The sequence below is a fragment of the Pseudomonas sp. GW823-FHT03E05 genome, assembly GCF_058796855.1.
In genome coordinates this window covers 525,955-550,315 of the sequence record NZ_JBXAJB010000003.1, presented here as the reverse complement: position 1 = coordinate 550,315, position 24,361 = coordinate 525,955, and the positions used below count along the sequence as shown (strand labels likewise).

Genomic DNA, 24,361 nt, shown 5'->3' with positions numbered 1-24,361 from the left:
CAAGCTCCATATCAGGCTGCTAGCGTGATTCCACCCTCTGCCAAGAAGCTGCCGAATGTTTGTGCGCCTGCTGTTTTTCTGTGGATTGTCTTTAGCCGCCACGTCGCTGGCGGCGATGACTGTGTACAAGTCCATCGACGCCAATGGCGTGGTCTCCTACAGCGACCGGCCTTCGCCGGGGGCCCAGGAGTTCGTGTTCCGCGATCGCATGGTGGAGCACCTTGAGCGCCAGGTGCGCCTGGATATCCAGAAGCACAGGGGGGTGGATGCGGTGTATGTGCGCAATGACCTGTATGCCCCGGTGGAAGTGGAGTTGAGCTTTGCCGGGTTGAGCAATGTCAGCGGCGCTCCGGGGCAGCCGATCCGCCAGGTGCTGCCGGCCCGCAGCAGGCAGCGCCTGGCGCTGCTCACGGCGATTCGCGCCGACCAGCCTCTGAGCTATGCCCCCAGGTTCCGTTATTCCCTGGGGGATCCGGCAGGCGCCACCCAGGCCTATCGCTACCCGCTGCCCTGGCGTGGCGGGCCGTTTCGCCTGACCCAGGGCGCCAATGGCCAATACAGCCATTTCAGCCCCAAGAGCCGCTATGCGATGGATATCGCCATGCCGGTGGGGACGCCGATCATTGCGGCCCGGGGCGGGGTGGTGGTGAAGACCGAGAACGCCCAGAACGGGCGGGGCAATAACCCGGCGGGCAATTTCGTCCGGGTGCTGCACGACGACGGCACCATGGGCGTGTACCTGCACCTCAAGCAGGGTTCGGTCAGCGTGCGGGAGGGCCAGCGAGTGGCGGTGGGCAGCCCCCTGGGACTGTCGGGCAACACCGGCAACAGCAGTGGGCCGCACCTGCATTTCGTGGTGCAGCGCAATACCGGGTTGGGGCTGGTGTCGATTCCCTATCAGTTCAACCAGCCCCTGGGGGAGCTGCCGAATTTTGCCCTGGGCAACCAATAACCTGCCCGTAGGCGCCGGCTTGGCGGCGAAAGGGCCGTCAATCCAGCATCAACACCTTGGCCAGGATGATCTTCGGCCCTTTCATCTTCTTGATGATGATGCGCAGGCCTTCGACTTCCAGCACTTCTTCCTCTTCCGGCACCCGTTTCAGGGTTTCGTACACCAGCCCGGCGAGGGTTTCGGCTTCGATATGGTCCAGGTCGATGCCCAGCAGGCGCTCGACCTTGAACAGCGGGGTGTCACCGCGCACCAGCAGCTTGCCCGGCTGGTAGGCCAGGATGCCGCGCTCGGTCTTGCGGTGTTCGTCCTGGATATCGCCCACCAGCACTTCAAGCACGTCTTCCATGGTCAGGTAGCCAATGACCTTGCCGTCGGCTTCTTCCACCAGGGCGAAGTGCGAGCCGCCCTTGCGGAACTGCTCCAGCAACTGCGACAGCGGCATGTGCCGGGATACGCGCTCCAGCGGGCGGGTCAGCTCGGCCAGGTTGAACGACTCGGGAATGTGGTCCAGGGCCGCCAGTTCCAGCAGCAGGTCCTTGATGTGCAGCAGGCCGACGAATTCGTTGCGCTCGCTGTCGTAGACCGGATAGCGGCTGAACTTGTGGCGGCGGAACAGGGCGAGGATTTCCTTGAGCGGCGCGTTGAACTCGACGCTGATCAGGTCTTCCCGGGAATTGGCCCAGTCCACCACTTCCAGTTCGCCCATTTCCACCGCCGAGGCCAGTACGCGCATGCCCTGGTCGCTGGGGTCCTGGCCGCGGCTGGAGTGCAGGATCAGCTTGAGTTCTTCTCGGCTGTAGTGGTGTTCGTGGTGCGGGCCGGGCTCGCCCTGCCCGGCGATGCGCAAGATGGTGTTGGCGCTGGCGTTGAGCAGGTAGATGGCCGGGTACATCAGCCAGTAGAACAGGTACAGCGGCACCGCCGTCCACAGCGACAGCAGCTCCGGCTTGCGGATCGCCCAGGATTTGGGCGCCAGCTCGCCGACCACGATGTGCAGGTAGGAAATGATGAAGAACGCGGTGAAGAACGACACGCCGCGGATCACTTCCGGAGAGCTCACGCCCAGGGCGCCCAGCAGCGGCTCCAGCAGATGGGCGAAGGCCGGCTCACCGACCCAGCCCAGGCCCAGGGAGGCCAGGGTGATGCCCAGTTGGCAGGCCGAGAGGTAGGCGTCGAGCTGGCTGTGCACAGTGCGCAGGATCTGCCCGCGCCAGCCGTTCTTGTGGGCAATGGCCTCGACCCGGGTCGAGCGCAGCTTGACCATGGCGAACTCCGCCGCAACGAAAAAGCCGTTGAGCAGGACCAGGATCAGAGCAAAAAGAATCATGCCGAAGTCGGCGAAAAGAGACGCGAGGGTAAAACCAGGGGAAGGGTCCATGATGGAGTTTTGCGGGTTCCGTGTATTCGAAAAGGAAGGAAATGCGGTGCCTGAAAGGCAGGCACAAGTTACGCAATGTAGCGGCTGACAGGGCAATTGCCTAGGGGCGAGTGGCTGTCAGCGCTGGTCGGTCAGGCTCTGGGTGCGGTTTTTCTTCACTTGGGCCGGAACGAAATGGCAGGTGAAGGTGCTGCCGTGGCCCAGCACGCTGCTGATCTCCAGGCGCGCACGGTGGCGCAGCAGCACATGCTTGACGATGGCCAGGCCCAGGCCGGTGCCGCCGGTGTTGGAGTTGCGGCTCGAATCCACCCGGTAGAAGCGCTCGGTGAGGCGCGGCAGGTGCTTGTTGTCGATGCCGATCCCCGAGTCCTGCACGCTCAGGTGCGCGCCCTGTTCGTCGCCCCACCAGCGAATGCGAATATTGCCTTCGGCCGGGGTGTATTTCACCGCGTTGAACACCAGGTTGGAGAAGGCGCTGCGCAGCTCGGCTTCGCTGCCCTTGAGTTGCACCGACGCGTCGGCTTCCAGGGTGATGCGCTGGTTGCGCTCCCCGGACAGCGCCTGGGCGTCGCTCTTGATCGATTGCAGCAGCACGTCGATGGGCACCGGCTGGTTGTCCGACGGGTAGTCCGTGGCCTCCAGCTTGGCCAGCAACAGCAGGTCGTTGAGCAGGGTCTGCATGCGCCCGCCTTGCTGCTGCATCTGCTGCAGGGCGCGGCTCCAGCGCGGGTTCACTTCCTCGACGTTGTCCAGCAGGGTCTCCAGGTAGCCGCAGATCACCGTCAGCGGCGTGCGCAGCTCGTGGGAGACGTTGGCGATGAAGTCCTTGCGCATCTGTTCCAGCTGGTGGATGCGGGTCACGTCGCGCACCAGCATCAGGTGCTCGTTGTTGCCGTAGCGGGTGATGTAGAGCTGGATGCGTACCCGGTCGTTGGCCGGGGAGGGGATTTCCAGCGGCTCGGCGTAGCTGTCCTGCTCGAAGTATTCCTTGAAGCGCGGATGGCGCACCAGGTTGGTCACCGGTTGGCCGCTGTCCTGGGGCGTCTTGAGCCCCAGCAGGGTCTCGGCGGCGCGGTTCCACCATTCCAGGTTGCCGTCGCTGTCGAGCATGATCACCGCGTCCTTAAGGGCCGCGGTGGACTCCTGGACCCGGTCGATCACCGCCTGCAGGCGCCCGCGTACCCGCTGATCGCGGCGTTGCAGGTGGTAGATGCTGTCGAACACCTCGCCCCACAGGCCATAACCGTCGGGGGGCGCTTCGTCGGGTTGATGCAGGCGCAGCCATTCGTGCAGGCGCAGCAACTGCTTGAGGGTCCAGGCCAGGTAGATGCCCAGGCCGGCGGCCAGGCTCCAGCCGTAGTAGCCGCTGATCAGGCCCACCAGCAGGCAGCCGGTGATCAGCAGCAACATGTGGCGAATCAGGGTGCCATGCCAGTTTTGATTCACTTGAAACACGTCCGTGGAGGGTGGCGCAGCTCCAAGCTGCAAGTGTTGAAGCGGTCACTCATCGGCGTGCCGCTTGTCGCTTGCCGCTGCCGTCAGGCCTTGGTGGAAAAACGATAGCCGGTGCCGCGCACGGTTTGTACCAGATTCTCGTAGGCATCGCCCAGGGCCTTGCGCAGCCGGCGGATATGCACGTCCACGGTGCGTTCCTCGACGTACACATTGCCGCCCCAGACCTGGTCCAGCAGCTGGCCACGGGTGTAGGCACGCTCCTGGTGGGTCATGAAGAACTGCAGCAGGCGATATTCGGTAGGGCCCATTTCCGCGGGCTTGCCGTCGATGGTCACCCGGTGGCTGATGGGGTCCAGCAGCAGGCCGCCGACTTCGATTGGCGCCTCGCCATCGGTAGGGCCGGCACGGCGCAGCACGGCCTTGAGGCGGGCCACCAGTTCGCGGGGGGAGAACGGCTTGGTGATGTAGTCGTCGGCACCGACTTCCAGGCCCTGGATCTTGTTGTCCTCTTCACCCTTGGCGGTGAGCATGATGATCGGGATGTCCCCGGTCAGCTCGTCGCGCTTGAGGCGCCGCGCCAGCTCGATGCCGGAAGTGCCGGGCAGCATCCAGTCCAGCAGGATCAGGTCCGGCTTGCGGTCGACGATGATGGCATGGGCCTGCTGAGAGTTCTCTGCCTCCATGCAGTCATAGCCGGCCATTTCCAACGCAACGGCGATCATTTCGCGAATAGGCGCTTCGTCGTCAACGATCAGAATGCTTCTGCCAACCATGCTTGAACCTCTTGTCATTTAACTGTCTTGCGCCGCATTAGATAACGGAATTATTGCAGTCGTGTGACAGTATTTCAGGTCGCGGGGCGGGGTGCTGCTTCGTGGACTAAGCTTTGAGTCCGATTCCTGACAACCACAAAAGAAGGTTTCCATGACTCTGTTCAAGCAATCGTTGAAAGTCCTGCTGGTAGGCGCTGTCCTGGCCCTGCCGACATTCGCCATGGCCGCCGACCCGGCAATGAGCAAGGACGGCGTGCTGGTGGACCACAAGGGCATGACCCTCTACACCTTTGCCAAGGATGCCGACGGAAAGTCCATGTGCAATGACAAATGCGCTGCCAACTGGCCGCCGCTGATGGCCGAGGGCAGTGACAAGGCCATGGGCAAGTGGACGGTGATCAAGCGTGACGACGGCAAGATGCAGTGGGCCTACGACGGCAAGCCGCTGTACGGCTTCGTGATGGACAAGAAGGCCGGTGACATGACCGGCGAAGGCAAGATGGACGGCGCCTGGAAGGTCGCGAAATCCGACTGACCTCCCGCCGCCCTCCGGGCCATTGGCAGCTTGCGGCAGCGGCTACACCGATCTCTGTAGCCGCTGCCGAGCCCTGGCAAAGCTGCGAAAAGGCCCATAGGGCCTTGCTTGACGGTCTAGCGCAACGCGTAATCCAGCACCACCCCGACAAAGATCGCCAGGCCCGCCCAGTGGTTATGCAGGAAGGCCTTGAAGCACTTCATCCGGTCGCGATCCCGGGTGTACCAGAACTCCCAGGCGAAACACGCCGCCGCCACCGCCAGCCCCAGGTGGAACCAGCCCCCCAGATTGAACCGTGCCCCGGCCAGCAGCAGGCAGCCCAGGGACAAGCCCTGCAGGGTGAGAATGATCACCCGGTCGGCATCGCCGAACAGGATTGCCGTGGACTTGACCCCGATTTTCAAGTCATCGTCACGATCGGTCATGGCGTAGTAAGTGTCGTAGCCCACGGTCCACAGCAGGTTGGCGATGTACAGCAGCCACGCGGTGGCCGGCAGTTCGCCGTTCTGCGCGGTGAAGGTCATCAGGATGCCCCAGGAATACGCCGCCCCCAGTACCACCTGCGGGTAATAGGTGTAGCGCTTCATGAAGGGGTAGCAGGCGGCTAGGGCCAGGGCGCCGAACGACAGCCAGACCGTGGTGGCGTTGGTGCACAGCACCAGCAGGAAGGCGGCGCCCATCAGCACCGCGAACAGTATCAGGGCCTCCTTGGCGCTGACTTTGCCGGTGGCCAGGGGCCGCTGGTCGGTGCGCTTGACCTGGCCGTCCACCTTGCGGTCGGCGAAGTCGTTGATGGCGCAGCCGCCGGCGCGGGTCAGCACCACCCCGAAGGTGAAGATCAGCACATGGCTCAGGGACGGCTGGCCCTCGGCGGCGATCCACAGCGCCACCAGGGTTGGCCATAGCAGCAGATAGATGCCGATGGGCTTGTCCATGCGCGTCAGTTGCAGGAAGTCCCAGGCCCGCGGGTGCAGGCGATTGAGGGATTTGAGCAGGCTCAGGTACATCAGCAGGCCTCCGGTCGGGCGTCTATGGCGGTCCACAGGCTGGGCAGGAAGATTTCCGCCACCAGCAGGCTCAGGGGGCCGCGGTCAAAGCGTGAGCGACGGCCCCACAGGCCGTTGTCGGCAACGGCGGCGGGCAGCCAGTGCCGGGGGTAGCGGCAGACTTCGATGGGCTGGCGGGTAAAGGCCTGGTCGCAGAACAGCAACTCGCCCAGGGAGCGGCTGCCCAGTTCGTCGATATTCAGGCCGCCTTCGAGCAGGGCACTGCGGGCGGCGACGCTACGGGCGAACACCCAGGCCTGGCCGTGCCCGCGCAAGTACACCTCGCGCACCCAGCCTTCGCTCTGTTCGGGCAGGCCCAGGGCGGCGCATTCGTCGTTGCGCAGGGTTTGCCACTCTTGCACCAGCGGGGTGACGCTGAAGGCGTTGTGGGACAGCCGGGTCAGGCGCCGGGTCAGCGACCCTTCATCGAACAGCCAGTTGGCAACGGCTGCGCCGGGGAAGGGGGACAAACGGCTTTGCACCAGCCAGGTGGGGGCCGGGGCGGGGGGCATTGAGTGCGGCACAGTGGGTCAGTATTGGCAGCAAATGAGGCGGCGAGCTTAGCATGGCGATCGCCGGTTTTGATTGATCCAGGACGCCCGGCGGCACGAACGTGCTTGCATCTGCCGGTAGTGATCAGTAAAAAACCCCAGTGCCGGACGCTGATCAGCGTGGCCTTCTAGAGTCGATCCATCGACCGACCCACCGGCGAAGCCTGAACCCTTGAGGAAATGCATCAATGAAAAAGTGGCAATGTGTGGTCTGCGGCCTGATTTACAACGAAGCGGAAGGCTGGCCGGACGACGGTATTTTGCCGGGTACCCGTTGGGAAGATGTGCCCGCGGACTGGCTCTGCCCGGACTGCGGCGTGGGCAAGATGGATTTCGAAATGATCGAGATCGCTTGATCGACTTTTGTGGCTTGAACAACCAATAACAAGGAGCAGGGAATGAGCGCACCGGTAGTGATCGTGGGGACGGGCCTGGCGGGTTACAACCTGGCCCGGGAGTTTCGCAAGCTCGACAGCGAGACACCGCTGCTGTTGATCACTGCCGACGATGGCCGTTCCTACTCCAAGCCGATGCTGTCCACCGGCTTCGGCAAGAACAAGGACGCCGACGGCCTGAGCATGGCCGAGCCTGGCGCCATGGCCGAGCAGCTCAAGGCCGAGGTCCGCACCCACACCCGCATCAGCGGCATCGACCCGGGCCACAAGCGTCTGTGGATCGGCGAGGAAGCGGTGGCCTATCGCGACCTGATCCTGGCCTGGGGCGCGGAAACCGTGCGGGTGCCGGTGCAGGGCGACGCATCCGAACTGATTTTCCCCATCAATGACCTGGAAGACTACGCGCGCTTTCGCAGCGCCGCGGCCGGCAAGCGTCGGGTGCTGCTGCTGGGCGCCGGGCTGATCGGCTGCGAGTTCGCCAATGACCTGATCCTCGGCGGCTACAGCGTGGACCTGGTGGCACCTTGCGAGCAGGTGATGCCGACCCTGCTGCACCCGGCCGCAGCGGCGGCGGTCCAGGCCGGGCTGGAGAGCCTGGGCGCGCGCTTCCACCTGGGCCCGGTGCTCAACCGCCTGCAGCGCAGCGCCGACGGTCTGGAAGCCCACCTGTCCGATGGCCAGGTGATCGCCTGCGACCTGGTGGTCTCGGCCATCGGCCTGCGCCCGCGCATCGACCTGGCGGCTGCCGCCGGGCTGGTGGTCAATCGCGGAGTGGTGGTGGACCGCGAGCTGAAAACCTCCCACGCCAATATCTACGCCCTGGGCGATTGCGCCGAGGTCGACGGTCTCAACCTGCTGTACGTGATGCCGCTGATGAGCTGCGCCCGGGCGCTGGCGCAGACCCTGGCGGGCAAGCCGACGGCGGTCAGCTACGGGCCGATGCCGATCACCGTCAAGACTCCGGTCTGCCCCCTGGTGGTGTCGCCGCCGCCCCGTGGCGCCGAAGGCGTATGGACTGCAGAAGGGCAGGGGGCCGACATCAAGGTCCTGTGCCGCAACGCCGAAGGCCAGTTGCTGGGCTACGCCCTGACCGGGGCCGCGGTGATGGAAAAACTGGCCCTGAACAAGGAACTTCCTGCGTTGCTGGCTTAAATACCGGTCGTTCTGTCGGAATAACCCGGTTCTTGCCCTCACAAAGGTCGCGGGGAGACTGGCGCCACTCTCAAGCGCGTGCCATCCTCACACCCGTCTGCCGCAGCGTAGAGCCTGCGGCGCCTTGGGCGCTGTTCCCGTGAACAGCACGGACATAACAACAAAAAACCGTCAAAGAGGCTTCACACTATGCGTAAACCAGAACTCGCCGCAGCCATTGCTGAAAAAGCGGACCTGACCAAAGAGCAGGCCAATCGCGTGCTCAACGCCATTCTTGAAGAGATCACCGGGGCTCTGCACCGCAAAGACAGCGTCACCCTGGTTGGTTTTGGCACCTTCCTGCAACGCCACCGTGGCGCCCGCACCGGCAAGAACCCGCAGACCGGCGAGCCGGTAAAGATCAAGGCCAGCAACACCGTGGCATTCAAACCGGGCAAGTCGCTGAAAGACAGCGTCAACCCATAAGCATTGAGCGGGCTCCCGGCAGCGGGAGCACGCAGGGGAAATAGGCACGCCGAGCGCATCGGGTGCCTATTTTTTTGCCTGCCGTTTGCCCGCAGATGTTCTTGCGAAGCCGCTTTGGCGTGGCTAGGATGCGCGATCGTTCGATTTTTGATCTAAGGCCAAGGATGACCCGCCCCACTGACAGCCCCCTTTCATGGCACACCCTGCTGCACGGCCTGGCAAGCCCCGGTTTAGTTGCCCTGATCGTGGGCTGCCTGTTCAGCCTTGGCCTGTCATCGGCCGCTGCCGGCAACGACTCGCGACTGGAGCAGATCGGCTATCGCGAGGCCCTCAGCTGGTTCCACAGCCAGAAATACGACAGTTCCGGCGCCTGGCTCTGCGGCTATTCCCTGGCCCGCGAGGACTACAGCGTAGCGCCCAAGGCTCCGCGCCTGCTGGTGGAAGTGGACCAGCGCTTTCTTTACCTCAAGACCGCCGGCCAGCTGGTGGAACTCACCGGCGCCGCCCAGGGCCTGGAACGCAGCGAGTACCAGAACACCGGCGCTCATATCCGGGTCACCCTGAACATCCTCAAGCGCAACAATTTCAGCGAGTACCAGGAGTCTCACGACCGCCAGGTGCTGGCGCGCATCGAGATGAACGACCAGGTCGAAACCCTCACCCTCAAGGGGCAATCATGCGGTACCTGAACCTGGCAGGCCTGGGCCTGCTGATCGCCTGCGCGGCCACGCCCGCCCTGGCGGATGAATCGAACCCGGGCAAGGGTTGCTACGGCTACCTCACCGAACTGGTGCGCAGCAGCGATTTCCCCTACCGCGACTTCACCACCCCGGAGCACCTCAAGCTGCTGATCGACCGCGACGATGGCGACCAGCTGAGCCTGCAGCTGTTCTACGAAACCTCCGGCAGCGGGACCATCGGCTGGGTCCGCTACGACGTGCCGCAGCAGGCCCTGTGGAACGTCAGCATCGACCCCGAAGAGCCCCAGGCCCTCAAGTTCGATCAAGGCTTCGCCCGTGCCTACGCGTCCTGCCTGGAAGCGCGTTGAGGGGCCACGGCCGCTGCGCAGAGTTGCCGAGTGGTTCCTTGATTGTTGCCGGCCGTTGCCTGAATATTTGCCACTCTCCGAATCACCCTTTCAGCATGGAACGCCAAACTCTTGTCCACCTACCGCATTCAAGAAGCCGATCTCGATATTCCTGACGCCTGGCAGGACCAGAGCATCAATATCTTCAAGCTGCCAGCCGTTGGCGGTGCCCAGGAAGCCAGCTTCGTCATCAGCCGCGACCCGAGCCAGGGCGACGCCGCCTTTGCCGATTATGTCGCCGCGCAGCTGAATGCTGCCGAGCAGCAACTGCCAGGTTTCAACCTGATCAAGCGCTGGGACTTCGACATGCAGGGCCATGCCGCCGTGCTGCTGGACTACAGCTGGAAACGCGAAGGGCGCGAGCTGATGCTGCGCCAGGTCTTCATCGAGCGTAAGCCGGCCGTGCTGATCACCACCCTGACCACCACGGTCAACGACCTGGTGCATCATGAGCCGGCCTGGAAACAGGCCATGCAGAGCCTCAAGCCGCAGCCTTCGAAAGCCTGATCGGTCAACCTGCCCTGAGACGCATTGCCCGGTAGCCGAACTCTAGGAACCGACATGAAGTTCAACGATCTGTTCGTCAGCCGGGAGGAGATGTTCTCGATGGGCATCGAGGAATCCACCGGCCAGTACTACCTGACCTTTCCGGTGAGCCTTGGGGTGGTCGACTACGAGGAGTACTACGCCATCGAGCGCGCGACCTTCGAACTGTTCGAACAGGATCTGCAGGCCGCGCTGGCGTTCGTCAGCCGCGCCAGAAAGCGCGAGCTGGACGCGTTGCTGATCATCAAGCCGGGCAAGAATCGCGGCTCGGCGATTTGACCCGGCCTCCAGCAGGCGCTCAGTTCAGTGCTGCCAGTAGTTGCTTGTTGAACGACTCTTTCAGGTCCTGATGACCGGTGTAGCCCAGGGTCTGCTCGCTCATGATCTTCGCTAGCGTTTCGTCGTCCGGTTTGATTTTGTTGGTTTTCAAGGCGATGAAAATCAGTGGGACCGGATAGGAGTAATACTTTGGCCTGTCTATGACATCGCTCACCAGCGCGGGGCTGACGTTGAAGAGGTTGAACAGAATTGGCAGGTGAACATCCTGGAGCTGGCGCAGAATCACCTGGCAGGTATTTTCAATACCTTGCTCTGTCACGGGCAGTAGCGGGCAGGCAGCTTTTTCACTGACCGTCGACAAGCTGTAGATAAATTTCGGATTGGCCAGGTTGGACGGGTAGGGCGGGTTTATCTGGTCGATCTCGGCCTGCAGGGCCGGGTGTTCGACGAAGATGAGGATTTCGTAGGCGCGGGTGTTGGCCAGGTATTCGAAATGCAGGGTCGCCACGGCGCCCGATTCTTTCTGTGCAACCACCACTTTGTTCTTGGTGACTTTTACTCCGGGGTAACCCGAGAGCTCGCTCTTCAAAAAAAGCTGGAGCGCCTTTTCAAAGTTGCTGCGCAATTCCTTGGTGTCTGCTTTCATTTCTCGATTACTCGTTCAATAGCGAAGAAGCCAGAAGGTGGCCGAATGCTGTGCGCCATTGCCACCGAACTGGGTACCTCTGGCGGTTTTGGTCGCAACTTCGAACTGGCCCTGGGTAGCGCCCGACGGTTTGATCAGGCCACCGCCCAGGCCACCGTTCGTATTGGCCGGATTGCTCATGTCGAACATTCCCGATCCCTGTTGGTTCTTGGTCAGTTTGCCGCTGCCATTTTTGACTTCGAACACGTGGTAGTTGCCGGCTTTGTCCTTGGCGATGATATCTGCCCTGATGCGATAGGACTTCTGGGTGACAGGGTGTTTGACCTTCATGGTCAATTCTTCACCTACCACAGTGAAACCGTTCCTCTCGAGGTCAGCTTTGGCTTTTGTAGTGCCCCTTCTGCCGCTGTAGGCCGATTTGCAGATCCAGCCCAGCGGATCGATCCAACCGATTGGGTTGGGAGCGTACTGATAAAGGTTCAAGCCTCCGGCCAGGCCGATGGGGTCCGGCGTGGTGAAGCGCCCGATATCCGGGTCGTAGAAACGGAACGTGTTGAAGTGCAATCCAGTCTCGCGGTCCAGGTACTGGCCCTGGAACCTGAGATTCTGTTCCTCGATGTAGTAGGGCTCGCGTATTTCTTCGACAGTGTTGCCCCAGACCTGATAGCGGGCCTGCCAGACGCTATGGCCGTCAGGCTCGCAAAGCTGTTGAGGCAGGCCATTCAGGTCGTTGTGGTAGTAGCGGATCTTCTGCTGCGCGCCGAGGCCGTCGACCCGCGCCAGGGGCGCATGTCCCAGGTCTTCATAGACATAGAGGCTGGTCTGTTGATTACGCTGTTCCTGCAGCAGCCGCAGGCCATCCCAGACGAATCGCGTTTCACCCAGAAGGTTGCCCTGGCTGTCGTACTCGCTCTTGCTGATGCGGCGACCCAAGACGTCGTAGCGCATCCTGACCAGGGTTTCGCCGCTGGAGGTCTGATTGCGCACTTCGATCAACCGGTGTTCGGCGTCGTAGGCAAAACGTTGCACGCCTCGCCGACCACTGCGTTTTTCAATCATTCGCCCGAAGGCATCGTAGCGGTAGCGCTTGTCCTGGTAGGTCAGCAATTTGTTGTGCACCACCAGCCCGGCGCCCGTCTTCGGGCCATCAAGCAAATTGGCGGCGGCGTCATAGGCGAAGGTTTCTTTCTGGCCCTGCAGGCCGTCCTGGCTGGCAATGATTCGCCCGGTCGCGTCGTAATGGAACAGTTGCCGATGTTGCCCGGTGGCATGTCGCTCGGCCAGGCCCACCAGATTATCGCTATCGTCGTACTCCAGGTGTCGCTCCGGGGCTGTTGGCAAGGTGTTTGCCAGCAGGCTGGAATGCTGCAGGCGTGCGCGCAGGCGGCCACAACGGTCGTATTCGCTGCGAGTGCTGATCTGACCCTGGGTACGCAGCACCTCACGGTGCAGGCGGTCACGTTGAAAGTCGCTGACTACCTGGCCATCGAGATTGATCTGGTGCAGATGGCCGCTGCCGTAATAGAGCCGGTTGAGCCAACGCTTGTCCGGTAGCTGGGTCTGAGTCAAATTGCCCAGTTCGTCGTATCGATGGATCAGGCTGCCGGCCACGGTGTGTTCTTCGAGTAATTGGCCCAGGGCGTCGTAGCTGAAACTCAGTGCCTGCTGGTTGCCGAGGTTGTCGGTAAAGCTGGCGGCGGTCAGTTGGTTCAAGGGGTCGTAGGTGTATTGGCTGCGGCCATCGTCTGTGATTTTGGCCAGCAGCCGCCCCACGGCATCGCGCTCGAACCGGTGGATGATCGGCGCGATAGGTTGCGCGGGCACGGCGCTCAGCCCGGTGCCGTAAGGGGCGGGGTGGGACTGGAGTTCGACGACGTTGTTCAGCAGGTCATAGCCATAGCGTTTGGCACTGCCGTCGAGGTCCTGCTGTTCGCTCAAGCGGTTGCCGGCGTCCCAGGCAAAGCGATAGCTTTCGCCGTTCTCGTTGGTGAGCGCCAGCAGCCGTCCGTACGCGTCATAGTCGAACCGGACCTGTCGGCCGTGAGCGTCGATGCGCTGGCGTATCTGCCCGCGCCGGTTGTACTGGTAGAGCGTGGTGTAGCCGGAAGGGTCGGTGTAGCCCTGTAGCTGGCCGTTGCTGCTGCGTTGAAAATGCTCGGCGCGCCCATCGGCCAGTTGGCTGCTCAGCAACCGTCCCTGGCAGTCGTAATGGAACCGGGTGTGCTCGCCAAGGGCATCGATGATGGCTTTCACGTTGCCGCGTCGATCGTATTCGAAGCGGGTTGGATAGCCCGAGCAGTCCAGGTGTTCAAGCAGTTGCCCGGACGAGTTCCAGCGCATCTTCCGGCTTCTTCCCGCGGCATCGATGATCTCTACCACCTGGCCGTGCGCGTCATGGCGGTACTGGGTCACCTGGCCCAGCGGGTCTACTTCGGCGATACAGTTGCCCCGGGGATCGTAGCGCAGGTGCCAGCTTTCTCCGGCGGGATCGGTCAGGGTCTGTGGCAGCGACCAGTGCTCCAGCCACAAGGTCGAATGGCTGTGCCCCAGAGGATCGGTCTCGGCTATCAGGTTGCCGGTTTCGTCGTAGCTATAGGCATAGCGCCCTCCCAAGGGGTCGGTGGCGCTGAGCAGTTGGCGCTCATCGTTCCACTCGAAGGCCCATGTCTGGTTGAGGTTGTCGGTGTACTCGACGATCTGCAACTGGCTGTTCCAGCGGCGACGGCTGAGGCGTTGCAGGCTGTCGGTGACCTGGGTGATTCCCGCCTCCAGATCATAGTCGTACTGATAGCTATCGCCTTCGTCGGTCCAGTGACGGGTTACTCGCCACTGCTGGTCGGCAAATTGTGTCCATTGATAGAAGCAGCGCAGCCCGGTGGCCAATTGATGTTCGGTCATCCGGTGGCCGGCGTCATAAGCGAAGCGACGCTGTACCTGGCCTTCGCTATCGCGCACCTGTGCCAGGTCTCCTGCCGCATCGTAGTCATAGCTGACCAGCACTTCCCGTTGCTGGTCGGGGTACAGCCGTTCGACCTGGGCAATCCGACCGGGCCAGAGCGTGCTGTAGCTCAGTTCGAGCTGCGCCTGTTCAAAGGTGTCACGCAGCAGCCAGAGGCGTCCGGACGAGTCGTACTCCAGGTGCAGACGGTTGTCGTTGCGGTCCCCCAGCTGGCTCAGGCGCAGCCGCGAGGAGTCGCCCGGCAGCGGCTCGAACAGGCGGTAGATACCGTCGCTGCTTTCGATCAGCAACTGTCCGTTCTCGTTGCGTCGCACGCTCAAGCCTTCACCGGGGCTGAAGGCTCCTGCACCCAGGGCAATGGAGCCCATGTCGATGCGGCGTCCTTGCTCATCAATGTAGAGCAGGCGCTCGCCACCTTCGGGGTGGGGCTCGATCTGGACGCTGATCTCGTAAGGCAAGCTCCAGCCGGCCCCGAGCAGGCCGTCACGACGTTCGTCGCGGCTGTTGTAGAAGCGTTGCCATTCGATGGGCATCAGCCCGGGCAGGGTGAAATCCAGATCGTCGTCGGCTCCGAGCACCTTGGCCCCGGTGGCTGCATGCACCGGGTGGGTCGAGGCGACGACGGCCTGGGTCAAAGCATTAGTGGCCTGGCTGACGACAAACGAATTGACCCCGGCCATCAGCATGCACGGCAGGTTGCTGAGGAACTTGCCCTTGCCGCCCTTGAGCATCATCAGCACGGTCACCGCCAGGCCCACCCCCGGGGTCTTGCCGCTACGGATCTCGCGCACCACCACCGAGCCACCGCCGATGGTCACGTTCGGGGAGATAGGCCCGGCCGACACTACCTTGGCATCGCAGGTGCTGCGGTCGCCGCTGCGTACTGCCGGCTGGCCGTCGATGCTGACCTTTTCCGAGCCTTCAGCCAGATACTGCACCGGCATCGGCGGGTGCTTGGTGCAGGTCACCAGGTCCAGTTCCTTGGTCTGGGAGCCTGGCGCCGGGGAGGCCACGGTGGGCCGCCACATCTGCGAGAAAAACTCCTTGGCCATGTCGAGGAAACCGGGCCCTTCCTCGGGCGTTGCCGACGGGGTGTCGGTGGCTTCGCCTTCTTCGGCGCCGTCGCCGCTGATCTGTGTCGGCGGTGCGATGCCGGCCGCGCGGGCCGCCGGCTTGTTGTTGGTCAGGACCTTTTTCGAGCCGCTGGCGATGGTGGCCTGGATCGAGGGCGGGAACAGGGCGTTGGCGATGCCCTCGCATAAATTGCTCAGGCCCTTGTCGGCTCCGGTCTTGCTCATGACCACGCCGACGACGACGCCCACCACCAGCCCCAGCACACAGGCGCCGAGGCCGCCGGTGGCCACGGTGATGCCTGCCGCCGCGGCTACTGCCATGGTCGCCAGGGCGCCGATGGCAACGTTGGCCGCCACCTCCAGCACACCGCCGAGAATGTCGGCCATCATCGAGGTGTGTTCCAGCCCGTCACCCAGGCGGGCGGCCCACAGTGCGTCAGACATGGCCCTGCCTCAGCCCAGCACCAGGGTGTTCTTGATCTGCGCCCAATGGGCGGCTTCCGCGTCGCCGAGCTTCTGTGCCTTGACGTAGCTCATGGCGAGCATCTGTCGGGTGCCGGGCAGCACCAGGGCCAGCTGGAACTGGAAAACCTGTTCTTTGCCCTTGTTGAACTGGCTGCGCAGCTCCAGGCCCTGGATGTCCTGGGCCGGGCCCAGTTGCACCGGTTGCGGAGCCTGGCAGCGCAGGTCCTGGACTTGCTGCTCCAGCCGCTGCAGCTGGCTGGCCAGGTTGCTCTCCAGGGTTTCGCCGTCCCCCAGCAGGCTGCGGCTGACGATCAGCGAAGTGCCCAGGGCCGGGAACTTGAGGATGTTGATCGAGGCGTCCTGCAGTTCGCCGGCAGGCAGCTGGAACTGCAATTCATTGAGGCGATAGGTCATGGCATGGGCGTCCGTTCATTAGCCTTTGGGGGCGGAAAAGGGGGCTTTGGCCTTGGCGCTGATGGCGCCCTGCACACCCTGGCCCTCGGTGGTGGTGCCCGGGCCGCCGCCGTTGTTCAGGTGCAGCACGCCACCGGTATTGATCTCGGCATCGGCCGAGGCATGCACGCTGATGTTGACCCCGCACAGGTTGATCTGGCCGCTGGCGTTGAGCTCCAGGATGCTGGCCCCGCATACCAGGCGCAGGCGCTCGCCGACCTCGATCACATAGCTCTGGCCGACGCTGTCGAGCTTCTTCTCGCCGACCGTCAGCTCATCCACGTGCTGGACGATGCGCGTGCGCTTGTTGCCGATGGTCACGTACTCGTCGTGGCCGATGCTCTTGTTGCGGTTGTTGCCCACCGAATGGCTTTCGTTGACCTCGACCACGATGTCCTGGTTGCGCTCGGCGTGGATGTACAGCTGCTCCGCGCCCTTTTTGTCTTCCATGCGGATTTCATTGAAGTTGGCCGGGCTGCCGCCCTTGCTCGAACGGCTCTTCATGCCGCTCTGGGTGGCGTTGGCGGGCAGGTCGTAGGGCACGGTCTGTTCGGCGTTGTAGACCCGGCCGGTGATGATCGGGCGGTCGGGATCGCCTTCCAGGAAGCTGACGATGACTTCCTGGCCGATGCGCGGGATCTGCATCGAGCCCCAGTTCTTCCCGGCCCAGGCCTGGGACACGCGAATCCAGCACGAGCTGTTTTCGTTGGACTGGTCGTGGCGGTCCCAGTGGAAGTGCACCTTGACCCGGCCGTACTGGTCGGTCCAGATCTCTTCCCCGGCCGGGCCCACCACTCGCGCGGTCTGCGGGCCCTGGACCATGGGCTTGTGGGTGGTGGCCAGGGGGCGGAAGCTCTGCTGGGCGTCGATGCAGGTCAGGTGGCTCTCGAACTGCGCCGAGCCGCCGCCAGCGCCGCTCTCCAGGCTTTCCTGGACCAGGTAGTAGCGGATGCTGACGATCAGGTATTCGCGGTTCTGGTCCTGGCGGCTGAAGCCGGTGAGGCTGAACAGGTTGCCCACCCCCAACCCCCGGGCGTTGCCGCTGAGCTCGATGCGCTCATGCAGGCTTTGCAGGGCCTCGATACGGGTCTGGGCATAGTGCTCGCCGTCGCTGCTCTGCACGTAGGTGCCGGGGTAGTCGTAGAGCGGGTAGTCGCCGGCGCTGTGGGGCCGCGGCATGGCCGAGCGCACGTCGATCCGGGCGCTGGGGCGCTGGAAATCATAGTCGTTGAGCTCCAGCGAGCCGGGCTGCACCTCCTGGGCCAGGTGCCAGTCGAACATGTGGTCGCGCTCGCGCTGCTGCTCGTCTCGCGGGTAGTAGGGCACCGAGGCGTAGCCGGGCACGCTGCTGTGAGCGCCATAGGCGTCGGCCAGCACCACCACGTGGCGGTCCTTCTCGTGGCGGAAGAAGTAGTAGATACCTTCCTGTTCCATCAGCCGGCTGACGAAATCGAAGCTGGTCTCGCGGTACTGCACGCAGTACTCCCACTCCCGGTAGGGGCGGCTCAGGGCGTCTTCGAAATCGGAAAAGCCCAGGTCGCGGAACACCTGCTTGATGATCTGCGGGATGCTCAGGTTCTGGAAAATCCGGCAGTCGGAGGTGCGACTCAGCAGCCACAGCCAGGGGCGCAGCGTCACCTCGTAGCTGGCGAACTGGCCGGTGTCGATGTTCTGGCTGCAGCGCGCGACGATGCCGTGGAAGTACCGCTGGCCGCCGCCGTCCAGCTGTACGCTGAGGCCCATGGGCTTGCCCAGCAACTGGTTGAGGTCGATGTTGGCGTCACTGGAGGCCAGTTGCAGCTGGTAGTCGAACAGCCGCCCCAGCTCCTCGCCGCCGCCCAGGCTCTTGAGCAGCAGGACGTCCGGGCCCAGGGGGCAGTTGACCTGTGCCAGTCGTGTGGATTGCTGAAATAACATCGTCAGTCTCGTTGAATGCGTGGTGTGCCAGGTCAGCCCCCTGCAGGAGCGAGCGTGCTCGCGAAGGCGCCAGGTCCATCACCGTGGCGGTCGCTTCGCTGGCAAGCCGGCTCCTGCGCAGGGCGTGGGGTCAGGCCGGCTCGCTGAAGTCGTAGTGCAGTTCGTTGTCGCGCTGGCTGATGCGCACCCCGGCCAGGGCGCGGCCTTCGAGCATGCGGTTGAGGAACTCGCGGCTCATGTCCGGTAGCAGGCTGTTGGTCAGGATGGCGTCGATCATCCGCCCGCCGCTTTCGGTCTCGGTGCAGCGCGAGACGATCAGGTCGATGACCTCGTCGTCGAAATCGAAATCCACCTTGTGGGTGCTTTCCACGCGCTTCTTGATCCGCCCCAGTTGCAGGCGGGTGATGGCCTTGAGCATCTCGTCGCTCAGCGGGTAGTAGGGAATGGTCACCAGGCGCCCCAGCAGTGCCGGCGGGAAGATCTCCAGCAGTGGCTGGCGCAGGGCCTTGGCGATTTCCTCCGGCTCGGGCACCGCCTGCGGGTTCTTGCAGACGTTGGCGATCAGCTCGGTGCCGGCGTTGGTGGTGAGCAGGATCAGGGTGTTCTTGAAGTCGATCATGCGGCCTTCGCCGTCTTCCATGACGCCCTTGTCGAATACCTGGAAGAAGATCTCGTGCACGTCCGGGTGGGCCTTTTCCACTTCGTCCAGCAGCACCACGCTGTAGGGCTTGCGCCGTACCGCTTCGGTGAGCACGCCACCTTCGCCGTAGCCGACATAGCCCGGCGGGGCGCCCTTGAGGGTGGACACGGTGTGGGCTTCCTGGAACTCGCTCATGTTGATGGTGATGACGTTCTGCTCACCGCCATACATGGCTTCGGCCAGGGCCAGGGCGGTTTCGGTCTTGCCCACCCCGGAAGTGCCGGCCAGCATGAACACGCCGATCGGCTTGTTCGGGTTGTCGAGGCCGGCGCGGGAGGTCTGGATGCGCTTGGCGATCATCTGCAGGGCGTGGTCCTGGCCGATGATGCGTTTCTTCAGGTGCTGGTCCAGGTTGAGCACGGTTTCCAGCTCGTTGCGGGCCATGCGCCCCACTGGAATGCCGGTCCAGTCGGCGACCACCGAGGCCACGGCCTGGTAGTCCACGGTCGGCAGGATCAGCGGGGTCTCGCCTTGCAGGGTGCTGAGGCGCTGTTGCAGGTCCACCAGTTTTTCCCGCAGGCCGTGGCTGTCGTCGCCGACGTCGCTGTCCACCAGGCCGACGTTTTCCCGCAATTGGGCCCGGGTTGCCAGCAGTTCGTCCACCAGGGTCTTCTCTTGTGCCCAGCGGCTTTCCAGCTCGGCCAGGCGCTCGCGCTCGGCAGTCAGGAGGTTCTCGCTGTTGACCTGGCGGTTGCCAATGGCAACGCCGATCGCCTGTTCCCGGGCGATGATCTGCAGCTCGGTTTCCAGGGCCTCGATGCGCCGGCGGCTATCGTCCACCTCGGCCGGCACGGCGTGCAGGCTGATGGCGACGCGGGCGCAAGCGGTATCCAGCAGGCTGACGGATTTGTCCGGCAACTGGCGCGCGGGAATGTAGCGATGGGACAGTTTGACCGAGGCCTCCAGGGCTTCGTCGAGGATCTGCACCTGATGGTGCTGTTCCATGGTCGAGGCCACGCCGCGCATCATCAGCAGCGCCTTGTCTTCCGAAGGTTCGGCCACTTGCACCACCTGGAAGCGCCGGGTCAGGGCCGGGTCTTTCTCGATGTGCTTCTTGTACTCGGCCCAGGTGGTGGCGGCCACGGTGCGCAGGGTGCCACGGGCCAGGGCCGGCTTGAGCAGGTTGGCCGCGTCGCCGGTGCCGGCGGCGCCACCGGCGCCCACCAGGGTGTGGGCTTCGTCGATGAACAGGATGATCGGCTTGGGCGAGGCCTGGACGTCCTCGATGACCTGGCGCAAGCGCTGTTCGAACTCGCCCTTCATGCTGGCGCCGGCCTGCAGCAGGCCGACGTCGAGGCTGCGCAGTTCAACGTCCTTGAGCGCCGGCGGCACGTCGCCGGCGACGATGCGCAGGGCGAAACCTTCCACCACCGCGGTCTTGCCCACCCCGGCTTCACCGGTGAGGATCGGGTTGTTCTGCCGGCGGCGCATGAGGATGTCCACCAGTTGGCGGATCTCTTCGTCGCGGCCGACGATGGGGTCGAGCTTGCCGCTGCGGGCCTGTTCGGTGAGGTCGACGGTGAAGCGCTTGAGGGCTTCCTGCTTGCCCAGGGCGCTGGGGGCCATGGCGCCGCTGGCTTCGCCGGGCACCGCACCGGCACTGAAGCCGTCGCTGGCGCTCAGGGCGTTTTCCGGCGAGTCGCCGATGTATTCGTCAAAGCGCTCGCACAGGGTCTCGACCTTGATCTTGTCGAACTCGCGGGACAGCCCCAGCAACGCATGGCGCAGGCTCGGGGTCTTGAGGATGCCGATCACCAGGTAGCCGGTGCGCACCTGGCTTTCGCCGAACATCAGGCTGCCGTAGACCCAACCGCGCTCCACCGCCTCCTCGACGTGGGACGACAGGTCGGTGATCGAGGTCGAGCCCCGGGGCAGGCGGTCCAGGGCCTCGGTCAGGTCCTTGGCCAGGCGCGCCGGCTCCAGGTTGAACTGGCGGATGATGCGGTGCAGGTCCGAGTCCGTAAGTTGCAGCAACTGGTGAAACCAGTGGGCCAGCTCCACATAGGGGTTGCCCCGCAATTTGCAGAAGACCGTGGCGGCTTCGATGGCTTTGTAGGCAACGCTGTTGAGTTTGCCGAACAGCGCCGCGCGACTGATTTCACCCATGCTCTGTGCTCCTTGGTGTACGTGAGGTAGTGGCCAGGTCGGCGTAGTGCCGGGCCAGTATTAGATCCTTGGCATCGCTGCCGGGTTGGCCGAGCCAGGTGTTGAAACCCAGGCGCTGGCGGCCGTTGAGTTGCAGCTTGGGTACTTCGTCCTTGAGCAGGACCAGGTTCAGGTCCCAGTCCAGCTCGAAGCCCAGGTATTCGGCGGCCCAGGCCACCAGTTCCTGGAATTGCTGGCCGTCGGGCAGCATCCCCAGGTAGTCGTCCAGTTTCATCGGGCCGAGGCGGATGCGGAACTTGTGCTGGCGGTCCCAGACGTGGCTGCCCAGGCAGAAATCCACCCCCAGCTGATGGGATTGCACCCCGACCCGGCTGCGTTCGGGCAACTCCAGCCACTGGCCGACATATTCCTCGATCTGCACCGGCAGGCCGAAATACTCGCTGATGATCGCCCGCAAGCCGTCCGGGTAGCGGGTCTGGGCCGCCAGGTGGCCGCTGTAATGCAGCTTGGCGGTGTCGGCTATCAGACCCTGCTTGAGCAGGCTGGGCATGCCCCGGCCCGACAGCGCCGCCAGCCGCGCCGACCAGTAGTCGTCGTCCGGGCGATCGTGGCTCACCGTCGGTCGGGCTTCGGCCCAGGCCCGATAGAACAGGCTCAGCAGGCGGTGGTGGAACACATCGAGAAAGCGCTTGCTGGTGCTGTCGGCGTTGTTGCGCTGGCGCTCGCGCACGTATTCGGTGATGTGCAGCGGCAGCGGCCCGTTGGGCCCGCCGAGGCCGAAGAAGAACTGCTCCAGGCGGGTCGCGGCGCCGTCGCTGCCGGGGGTGACCGAGGCCAGGGTGGCCGGGGCGAAGCTGCAGTCGGCCTGCTGTCCCAGCCGCAGCGGATCGTCCGCCAGGCGCACGGAGTGACCGAAGCGCGGCAGTTGCGGCGACAGGCATTCGATACGCCGCAGGGCCTGGAAGAAGTCGTACTCCCAGGGCTCGGCGTGCATCGCCGTCAGCGTATTCAAAGAGTCGGACGACGTCCGGGCTTGGCTTTCCATCGCATGATCTCGCCGCGTTCGGTGGTACGGATCACCGTCTCGGTAAAACTGTTGATCGACACATAACGTGCCAGGAAGCGCTCGAATACCGCGCCGAGCAGAAACACCCCGGTGCCGCGGAACGCGTTTTCATCGAACTCCAGGGTGATCTCCAGGCCCCGGCCGAAGACGATCGGCCCGGGCATCGGCAGGCGCCGGGTCACCGCCTTGCTGCTGACTTCCCGCAGGCCCTCGATCTGCAACTGCAGGGCCGCGTCGTTGCTGTCGCCGTACAACCGCAGCAGTTCGCGCAGGGCCGCCGCGCCCTGGCCCTGTTCGCTCAGGGACAGGTAGTTCAGCGACAGCTGGCTGATCAGGCGCCAGGCCTTGCCGTCGTGGGCATGGCTGGGGCGCGGCCGGCTCGGGCCCGCCAGGCAGCGGATGGCCTGTACCGGGGCGCTGTCGGCCAGGGTGAAGTCGGTCTTGCCGTTGCCGGTGTTCATGAACAGTGGCAGGTCGCGGTTGGTGCACAGCGCGCTGACCCCGAGCTGGCGCAGGTCGTGGCGATAGGGCGCCTGCTGGCTGTCCACCAGGCTGACGAAGGATTCGCTGCCGATGTAGGTGGAGCGCGGGCCGTTGCGACGCTGGTCGCTGGACAGCACCCGCGGCTCGCGCCGGACGATGTAGTAGGACTGGTCGCGGCCGTAGCGGGATGGATCGCGCACGGCGTAGAACGGCAGGAACGGCTGTTCCGGGCCGGTGCCGTGGCCGCTGATGGCGGTCAGCGAGTGGACCTCGAAATCCATCGGTCGGGTGCGGTCGGCGATCACATGGTGCTCGTTGACCCGGTCGGACAGGTGGATACGGTCCAGGCGCTTGGGAAACAGGTTGATCGCCGGGGTGCAGAAGGGCACGAACTGAGCGGTGCCGACGCTGCCTTCCAGGCTCTGGTCGAAGCGCTCGAAGAGCACGATCAGCTCCAGCTCCTGGCCGGCGCAGCGCTGGACCGCGCGCCCCAGCTGGGCGAATTCGACGAACAGGAAGCGGTTGGGCAGGGCGAAGTATTCCTGCAGCAGGCGGTAGCCCTGGAAGGCCTGGGGCACCACCGGCAGCGCCGCGTCGCGGTCGTCGAAACCGCGCGAGCGCAGGGCGTCCGGGGGCAGGCGCTCGACCCAGTCGCCGCCCGGGGCCCGGGCGAACACCGCGCAGACGTTGCCCAGCAGTTGTTCGTAGAGGCGGAACGGCTGTTCGTCATTGCCGTTCAGGTACAGCGGCAACTCGTCCAGGGCCAGGCTGTTGAACGGCAGTTCGGCGCCGGTGCGCAGGGTCAGGCGCAGCCCGGCCTTGGCCCTGGGCTCGCTGGCGGCCAGGCGCCCGAGCACTGCCGACGGGTTGCCGAAGTATTCGGCCTGGGCCACTTGCAGTGGCCACAGGGTCACCGAGTGCGCGGTGCGGTATTCGCAGCAGGTCTGGGTATCGCGGCCCAGGGCGGCGCGCAGGCTGGTGTCGCGCTCCAGGGTGAAGCCGCTGCTCAGGGAACCTTCGTCGGGATCGGCCTGCAACTGCACCACCGTCATCGACGGGGTCGGTGCCAGGTAGTGCGGGTAGGCGATCTCCAGCAGGTTGTGGGTGAAGGTCGGGTACTCGGCGTCGAGCTTGAGCTGCACGCGGGCAGTCAGGTAGGCGAAGCCCTCCAGCAGGCGCTCGACATAGGGGTCGGCGCAGTCCATGCCCGACAGGGTCAGGCGGCTGGCGATCTTCGGGAATTCCTTGGCGAACTCCGCGGCGCTTTCGCGCACGTGGTGCAGTTCCTGGTTGTACAGCTCCAGCAGGCGCGGGTTCATGAGCGCCTCCGGGAGTCGGCGTGCACCACTCGTACGTGGCCCGATTCCAGGTCCATGTCGGTTTGCAGCAGCAGGCGCAGGGGCATCGGCTGGGCCCACAGGTCGCCTTCGATCTCGAAGCTCAGGGCGTTGTGGTTCATTTCCCCGGGCGCGGTGCGTGCGCGTACCCGCAGGGTGCTGCGCAGGATGCGCGGCTCAAAGGTGGCGATGGCCTGGTGGATCAGTGCCTCCAGGGCCGGGATATCGATGCTCGAAGCGCTGTACCCGGCCAGGGCCGGCAGGCCGTAGTTGACCACCGAAGTACCGGCGGGGGTGTGCAGGGTGGCGTCGGCTTCCAGCAGGGAAGTGGTGTTGAGCAGCCATGCCAGGTCGCGCAGTACCGAGGCCTTGAGCTGGCTCAGGGACAGCACGCGTTTGTCCGGGCTTTCTTTCAGGTTGCCGGGTTCATCGTCGGTCAGACGATCCAGCAGGGAGGGTTGCAAGCGATCGCGGGCGGCGATGTCGGTTACCAAGGGGTTCGCTCCAGGATCGGATTGCGCAGGCATGACGTCACGAAAAGG

Annotated in this window: 22 protein-coding genes; 9 read left to right on the top strand and 13 right to left on the bottom strand. The window is 64.2% G+C overall.

All coding sequences use genetic code 11. The features are described 5' to 3' along the window. Positions 1–55 precede the first annotated feature (55 nt). Entirely contained in the window at positions 56–952 is an 897-nt protein-coding gene (locus tag AC1RCO_RS15530) for a peptidoglycan DD-metalloendopeptidase family protein (RefSeq protein ID WP_492617840.1), read from the top strand. A 37-nt stretch (positions 953–989) separates the two neighbouring features. Here AC1RCO_RS15530 and AC1RCO_RS15525 read toward each other — a convergent pair whose 3' ends face one another. The 3 genes from AC1RCO_RS15525 to phoB form a co-directional block, all read right to left on the bottom strand. Further along, positions 990–2,330 (bottom strand): hemolysin family protein, encoded by a 1,341-nt coding sequence (locus AC1RCO_RS15525; protein WP_011064276.1) that lies wholly within the window; start codon positions 2,328–2,330, stop codon positions 990–992. Positions 2,331–2,447: 117 nt separating this feature from the next. Next, the gene (gene phoR / locus AC1RCO_RS15520; RefSeq protein WP_186355251.1) at positions 2,448–3,740 is read right to left on the bottom strand and encodes a phosphate regulon sensor histidine kinase PhoR; all 1,293 of its coding nucleotides are present in this window, start codon (positions 3,738–3,740) and stop codon (positions 2,448–2,450) included. 128 nt (positions 3,741–3,868) lie between these two features. Next, entirely contained in the window at positions 3,869–4,558 is a 690-nt protein-coding gene (gene phoB / locus AC1RCO_RS15515; protein ID WP_003177195.1) for a phosphate regulon transcriptional regulator PhoB, read from the bottom strand. Between the two features lie 151 nt (positions 4,559–4,709). On the opposite strand from phoB, the gene AC1RCO_RS15510 reads away from it, so the two are divergent. Next, positions 4,710–5,093 carry a COG4315 family predicted lipoprotein gene (locus tag AC1RCO_RS15510; protein WP_011064274.1) on the top strand — a complete coding sequence of 128 codons (384 nt, stop codon included), beginning with the start codon at positions 4,710–4,712 and terminating at the stop codon, positions 5,091–5,093. 116 nt (positions 5,094–5,209) lie between these two features. Here the strand turns inward: AC1RCO_RS15510 and ubiA are convergent, their stop codons facing one another. Next, positions 5,210–6,100, bottom strand: a complete 891-nt coding sequence (gene ubiA, locus AC1RCO_RS15505) for a 4-hydroxybenzoate octaprenyltransferase (protein ID WP_065365021.1) — start codon at positions 6,098–6,100, stop codon at positions 5,210–5,212. Further along, positions 6,100–6,663, bottom strand: a complete 564-nt coding sequence (locus tag AC1RCO_RS15500; RefSeq protein ID WP_041120419.1) for a chorismate--pyruvate lyase family protein — start codon at positions 6,661–6,663, stop codon at positions 6,100–6,102. The genes ubiA and AC1RCO_RS15500 overlap by 1 nt, the downstream gene beginning before the upstream one ends. Positions 6,664–6,878: 215 nt before the next feature. Between AC1RCO_RS15500 and AC1RCO_RS15495 the strand changes: the two genes are divergently transcribed. The 7 genes from AC1RCO_RS15495 to AC1RCO_RS15465 all read left to right on the top strand — a co-directional run bounded on the left by AC1RCO_RS15495 (position 6,879) and on the right by AC1RCO_RS15465 (position 10,614). Further along, positions 6,879–7,046: a rubredoxin gene (locus AC1RCO_RS15495; protein ID WP_011064271.1), complete on the top strand. Its 168-nt coding sequence runs from the start codon at positions 6,879–6,881 to the stop codon at positions 7,044–7,046. A gap of 42 nt (positions 7,047–7,088) precedes the next feature. Beyond that, on the top strand, positions 7,089–8,237 hold the full coding sequence (locus AC1RCO_RS15490) for an NAD(P)/FAD-dependent oxidoreductase (RefSeq protein ID WP_053154601.1): 1,149 nt from the start codon (positions 7,089–7,091) through the stop codon (positions 8,235–8,237). Positions 8,238–8,426: 189 nt separating this feature from the next. Next, on the top strand, positions 8,427–8,702 hold the full coding sequence (locus AC1RCO_RS15485) for an HU family DNA-binding protein (protein WP_011064269.1): 276 nt from the start codon (positions 8,427–8,429) through the stop codon (positions 8,700–8,702). A 164-nt stretch (positions 8,703–8,866) separates the two neighbouring features. Continuing rightward, entirely contained in the window at positions 8,867–9,391 is a 525-nt protein-coding gene (locus tag AC1RCO_RS15480; RefSeq protein WP_401155177.1) for a hypothetical protein, read from the top strand. Then, positions 9,379–9,750: a hypothetical protein gene (locus tag AC1RCO_RS15475; protein WP_015637490.1), complete on the top strand. Its 372-nt coding sequence runs from the start codon at positions 9,379–9,381 to the stop codon at positions 9,748–9,750. Before AC1RCO_RS15480 ends, AC1RCO_RS15475 begins: the two co-directional genes overlap by 13 nt. Before the next feature lie 111 nt (positions 9,751–9,861). Continuing rightward, positions 9,862–10,296: a DcrB-related protein gene (locus tag AC1RCO_RS15470; protein ID WP_011064267.1), complete on the top strand. Its 435-nt coding sequence runs from the start codon at positions 9,862–9,864 to the stop codon at positions 10,294–10,296. Positions 10,297–10,350: 54 nt separating this feature from the next. Continuing rightward, positions 10,351–10,614, top strand: a complete 264-nt coding sequence (locus tag AC1RCO_RS15465; RefSeq protein ID WP_041120412.1) for a hypothetical protein — start codon at positions 10,351–10,353, stop codon at positions 10,612–10,614. Positions 10,615–10,633: 19 nt separating this feature from the next. On the opposite strand, the gene AC1RCO_RS15460 is transcribed toward AC1RCO_RS15465, so the two are convergent. From AC1RCO_RS15460 to tssE, 8 genes are all read right to left on the bottom strand, one after another. After that, positions 10,634–11,260 (bottom strand): hypothetical protein, encoded by a 627-nt coding sequence (locus tag AC1RCO_RS15460; RefSeq protein ID WP_019093145.1) that lies wholly within the window; start codon positions 11,258–11,260, stop codon positions 10,634–10,636. Between the two features lie 15 nt (positions 11,261–11,275). Continuing rightward, complete coding sequence (locus AC1RCO_RS15455; protein WP_401333154.1) at positions 11,276–15,736, bottom strand: RHS repeat-associated core domain-containing protein; 4,461 nt, start codon at positions 15,734–15,736, stop codon at positions 11,276–11,278. A 9-nt stretch (positions 15,737–15,745) separates the two neighbouring features. Further along, a complete protein-coding gene (locus AC1RCO_RS15450; protein ID WP_011064263.1) occupies positions 15,746–16,171 on the bottom strand; it encodes a DcrB-related protein in 426 nt (141 codons plus the stop codon). A gap of 18 nt (positions 16,172–16,189) precedes the next feature. Beyond that, positions 16,190–18,127, bottom strand: coding sequence for a type VI secretion system Vgr family protein (locus AC1RCO_RS15445; protein ID WP_065365024.1), 1,938 nt, complete (start codon positions 18,125–18,127; stop codon positions 16,190–16,192). A gap of 130 nt (positions 18,128–18,257) precedes the next feature. After that, entirely contained in the window at positions 18,258–20,933 is a 2,676-nt protein-coding gene (tssH, locus tag AC1RCO_RS15440; RefSeq protein ID WP_011064261.1) for a type VI secretion system ATPase TssH, read from the bottom strand. Beyond that, positions 20,926–21,978: a type VI secretion system baseplate subunit TssG gene (gene tssG / locus AC1RCO_RS15435; RefSeq protein ID WP_011064260.1), complete on the bottom strand. Its 1,053-nt coding sequence runs from the start codon at positions 21,976–21,978 to the stop codon at positions 20,926–20,928. Before tssG ends, tssH begins: the two co-directional genes overlap by 8 nt. Further along, positions 21,942–23,801, bottom strand: a complete 1,860-nt coding sequence (tssF, locus tag AC1RCO_RS15430; protein WP_011064259.1) for a type VI secretion system baseplate subunit TssF — start codon at positions 23,799–23,801, stop codon at positions 21,942–21,944. The genes tssG and tssF overlap by 37 nt, the downstream gene beginning before the upstream one ends. Beyond that, positions 23,798–24,313 (bottom strand): type VI secretion system baseplate subunit TssE, encoded by a 516-nt coding sequence (gene tssE / locus AC1RCO_RS15425; RefSeq protein ID WP_011064258.1) that lies wholly within the window; start codon positions 24,311–24,313, stop codon positions 23,798–23,800. Before tssE ends, tssF begins: the two co-directional genes overlap by 4 nt. Positions 24,314–24,361 lie beyond the last annotated feature (48 nt).